The sequence below is a fragment of the Psychrobacter sp. CoH-33_TS_01 genome (genome assembly GCF_058189395.1).
This window is the reverse complement of record NZ_JBVGQI010000018.1, coordinates 1-4,212: the sequence shown is the minus strand read 5'-3', so window position 1 is coordinate 4,212 and position 4,212 is coordinate 1. Positions and strand designations below refer to the sequence as shown.

The following is a 4,212-nucleotide window of genomic DNA, read 5'->3' as shown; positions in this document are numbered from 1 at the left end:
GGGAAATCTTATCTTGAGGTAGGCTTCCCGCTTAGATGCTTTCAGCGGTTATCCCATCCGAACGTAGCTACCGGGCAATGCCATTGGCATGACAACCCGAACACCAGCGGTTCGTCCACTCTGGTCCTCTCGTACTAGGAGCAGCTCCTCTCAAATTTCCAACGCCCACGGTAGATAGGGACCGAACTGTCTCACGACGTTCTAAACCCAGCTCGCGTACCTCTTTAAATGGCGAACAGCCATACCCTTAGGACCTGCTTCAGCCCTAGGATGAGATGAGCCGACATCGAGGTGCCAAACACCGCCGTCGATATGAACTCTTGGGCGGTATCAGCCTGTTATCCCCAGAGTACCTTTTATCCGTTGAGCGATGGCCCTTCCATACAGAACCACCGGATCACTAAGACCTACTTTCGTACCTGCTCGACTTGTGGGTCTCGCAGTTAAGCGCGCTTTTGCCTTTATACTCTACGACCGATTTCCGACCGGTCTGAGCGCACCTTCGTACTCCTCCGTTACTCTTTAGGAGGAGACCGCCCCAGTCAAACTACCCACCATACATTGTCCTCGGTATTGTTATACCTGAGTTAGAACCCCGACATGACCAGGGTGGTATTTCAAGGATGGCTCCACAAACACTAGCGTGTCTGCTTCAAAGCCTCCCACCTATCCTGCACAAGTCAGGTCAAAGTTCAATGTAAAGCTGTAGTAAAGGTTCACGGGGTCTTTCCGTCTAGCCGCGGGTACACAGCATCTTCACTGCGATTTCGATTTCACTGAGTCTCTGCTGGAGACAGCGCTGCCATCATTATGCCATTCGTGCAGGTCGGAACTTACCCGACAAGGAATTTCGCTACCTTAGGACCGTTATAGTTACGGCCGCCGTTTACTGGGGCTTCGATCAAGAGCTTCGCATACGCTAACCCCATCAATTAACCTTCCAGCACCGGGCAGGCATCACACCCTATACGTCCACTTTCGTGTTTGCAGAGTGCTGTGTTTTTAATAAACAGTTGCAGCAGCCTGGTATCTGCGACTATCAATAGCTTACGGAGCAAGTCCTTCACCATCGACAGCGTACCTTCTCCCGAAGTTACGGTACCATTTTGCCTAGTTCCTTCAGCAGAGTTCTCTCAAGCGCCTTGGTATTCTCTACCTGATCACCTGTGTCGGTTTAGGGTACGATTCGTTTATGACTATCGCTTAGAAGCTTTTCCTGGAAGCATGGTATTTGCCACTTCGCTGTACAAGTACAGCTTGCTATCAGATCTCAGTATAGAATAGCCCGGATTTACCTAAGCTATAAACCTACATCCTTCCACCTGGACAACCATCGCCAGGCTGGCATAACCTTCTCCGTCCCTCCATCGCATCATAAACAAGTATCGGAATATTAACCGATTTCCCATCGACTACGCCTTTCGGCCTCGCCTTAGGGGTCGACTCACCCAGCCCCGATTAACGTTGGACTGGAACCCTTGATCTTCCGGCGTGCGAGCTTTTCACTCGCATTATCGTTACTCACGTCAGCATTCGCTCTTGTGATACCTCCAGCATACCTTACGATACACCTTCATTGGCTTACACAACGCTCCCCTACCACTTGAAACATGTTCAAATCCGCAGCTTCGGCTCCTAGTTTGAGCCCCGTTACATCTTCCGCGCGGGCCGACTCGACTAGTGAGCTATTACGCTTTCTTTAAAGGATGGCTGCTTCTAAGCCAACCTCCTAGCTGTCTATGCCTTCCCACCTCGTTTCCCACTTAACTAGGAATTTGGGGCCTTAGCTGGCGGTCTGGGTTGTTTCCCTCTCCACGACGGACGTTAGCACCCGCCGTGTGTCTCCCGGATATTACTCATCGGTATTCGGAGTTTGCATCGGTTTGGTAAGTCGGTATGACCCCCTAGCCGAAACAGTGCTCTACCCCCAATGGTATTCGTCCGAGGCGCTACCTAAATAGCTTTCGGGGAGAACCAGCTATCACCGAGTTTGATTAGCCTTTCACCCCTATCCACAAGTCATCCCCTGGCTTTTCAACGACAGTGGGTTCGGTCCTCCGGTGCCTGTTACGGCACTTTCAACCTGCTCATGGATAGATCACTCGGTTTCGGGTCTATACCCTGCAACTAAACGCCCTATTAAGACTCGGTTTCCCTACGGCTCCCCTAAACGGTTAACCTTGCTACAGAATATAAGTCGCTGACCCATTATACAAAAGGTACGCGGTCACCCCTCAAGGGGGCTCCCACTGCTTGTACGCACACGGTTTCAGGTTCTATTTCACTCCCCTCACAGGGGTTCTTTTCGCCTTTCCCTCACGGTACTGGTTCACTATCGGTCAGTCAGGAGTATTTAGCCTTGGAGGATGGTCCCCCCATCTTCATACAGGATTTCTCGTGTCCCGCACTACTTAATATGCATCATTATATGTTTCGAATACGGGGCTATCACCCACTACGGCCAGTCTTCCCAGACTGTTCTTCTACATATAAATCCGTCGGCTCCTCCCCGTTCGCTCGCCGCTACTAGGGGAATCTCATTTGATGTCTTTTCCTAAGGGTACTGAGATGTTTCACTTCCCCTCGTTCGCTTCCTAATAAATTAGGATACCTAGCTTACGCTAAGTGGGTTTCCCCATTCAGAAATCTCCGGATCACAGGATATTGCCGCCTCCCCGAAGCTTATCGCAGGCTGTCACGTCTTTCATCGCCTCTGACTGCCAAGGCATCCACCATGTGCGCTTAATTACTTGACCATACAACCCCAAAGGGTCTTTAGTCGTAATTATAACGATATCACCTTGATAATTTACGCTTGATTCAGTTCTCTTATTACTTTTCGATGATTAACCTCTTGGGGAGGTTAATCATCAGGTTAAGTGTGACGCGTGAACACGCCACTCCTAACCCAGACTCATATCTATGTTTTTAAATAATAATAACGTCTTCATCAGATCGTCATATTGTTTCTGTATAAAACAGAATGAAATAATCTATTCGCTATATCAGCTAAATTATTTGATTCTGGTTTATAACCTTATTTTTTACTAGCATTCAATCATAAAGATGGTGGAGCCAAACGGAGTCGAACCGTTGACCTCCTGCGTGCAAGGCAGGCGCTCTACCAACTGAGCTATGGCCCCTGAAGATAATGGTAGGCCTGGGCAGACTTGAACTGCCGACCCCCGCGTTATCAACACGGTGCTCTAACCAGCTGAGCTACAGGCCTGTAAGATAACGTTCATCTTAAAGCTTGAATGCTTTCTAACTAAACCAAAGAACAACTTGTTGTGAATTCTTGCTGACCGAATGCGTCTATAAGGAGGTGATCCAGCCGCAGGTTCCCCTACGGCTACCTTGTTACGACTTCACCCCAGTCATCAACCACACCGTGGTGAGCGCCCTCCTAAGTTAGGCTACCCACTTCTGGTGCAATCAACTCCCATGGTGTGACGGGCGGTGTGTACAAGGCCCGGGAACGTATTCACCGCGGCATTCTGATCCGCGATTACTAGCGATTCCGACTTCATGGAGTCGAGTTGCAGACTCCAATCTGGACTACGATAGGCTTTTTGAGATTCGCATCACATCGCTGTGTAGCTGCCCTCTGTACCTACCATTGTAGCACGTGTGTAGCCCTGGTCGTAAGGGCCATGATGACTTGACGTCGTCCCCGCCTTCCTCCAGTTTGTCACTGGCAGTATCCTTAGAGTTCCCGGCATAACCCGCTGGTAACTAAGGAAAAGGGTTGCGCTCGTTGCGGGACTTAACCCAACATCTCACGACACGAGCTGACGACAGCCATGCAGCACCTGTATTCTAATTCCCGAAGGCACTCCCGCATCTCTGCAGGATTCTAGATATGTCAAGACCAGGTAAGGTTCTTCGCGTTGCATCGAATTAAACCACATGCTCCACCGCTTGTGCGGGCCCCCGTCAATTCATTTGAGTTTTAACCTTGCGGCCGTACTCCCCAGGCGGTCTACTTATTGCGTTAGCTGCGTCACTAAGGAATCAAGTTCCCCAACGACTAGTAGACATCGTTTACGGCGTGGACTACCAGGGTATCTAATCCTGTTTGCTACCCACGCTTTCGAGCCTCAGTGTCAGTATGATGCCAGGAGGCTGCCTTCGCCATCGGTATTCCTTCAGATCTCTACGCATTTCACCGCTACACCTGAAATTCTACCTCCCTCTCACCTACTCTAGCCT

The 4,212-nt window shown here is 50.0% G+C and carries 2 tRNA genes and 2 rRNA genes; all 4 read right to left on the bottom strand.

From position 1 onward, the window contains the following. Positions 1-2,756 (bottom strand): 23S ribosomal RNA (locus ACZ2XM_RS15335); the annotation flags it as partial. A gap of 311 nt (positions 2,757-3,067) precedes the next feature. Then, a tRNA-Ala gene (locus ACZ2XM_RS15330) sits at positions 3,068-3,143 on the bottom strand. A 9-nt stretch (positions 3,144-3,152) separates the two neighbouring features. After that, positions 3,153-3,229: transfer RNA gene (locus ACZ2XM_RS15325), tRNA-Ile, on the bottom strand. Between the two features lie 89 nt (positions 3,230-3,318). Beyond that, positions 3,319-4,212, bottom strand: a 16S ribosomal RNA gene (locus ACZ2XM_RS15320); the annotation flags it as partial.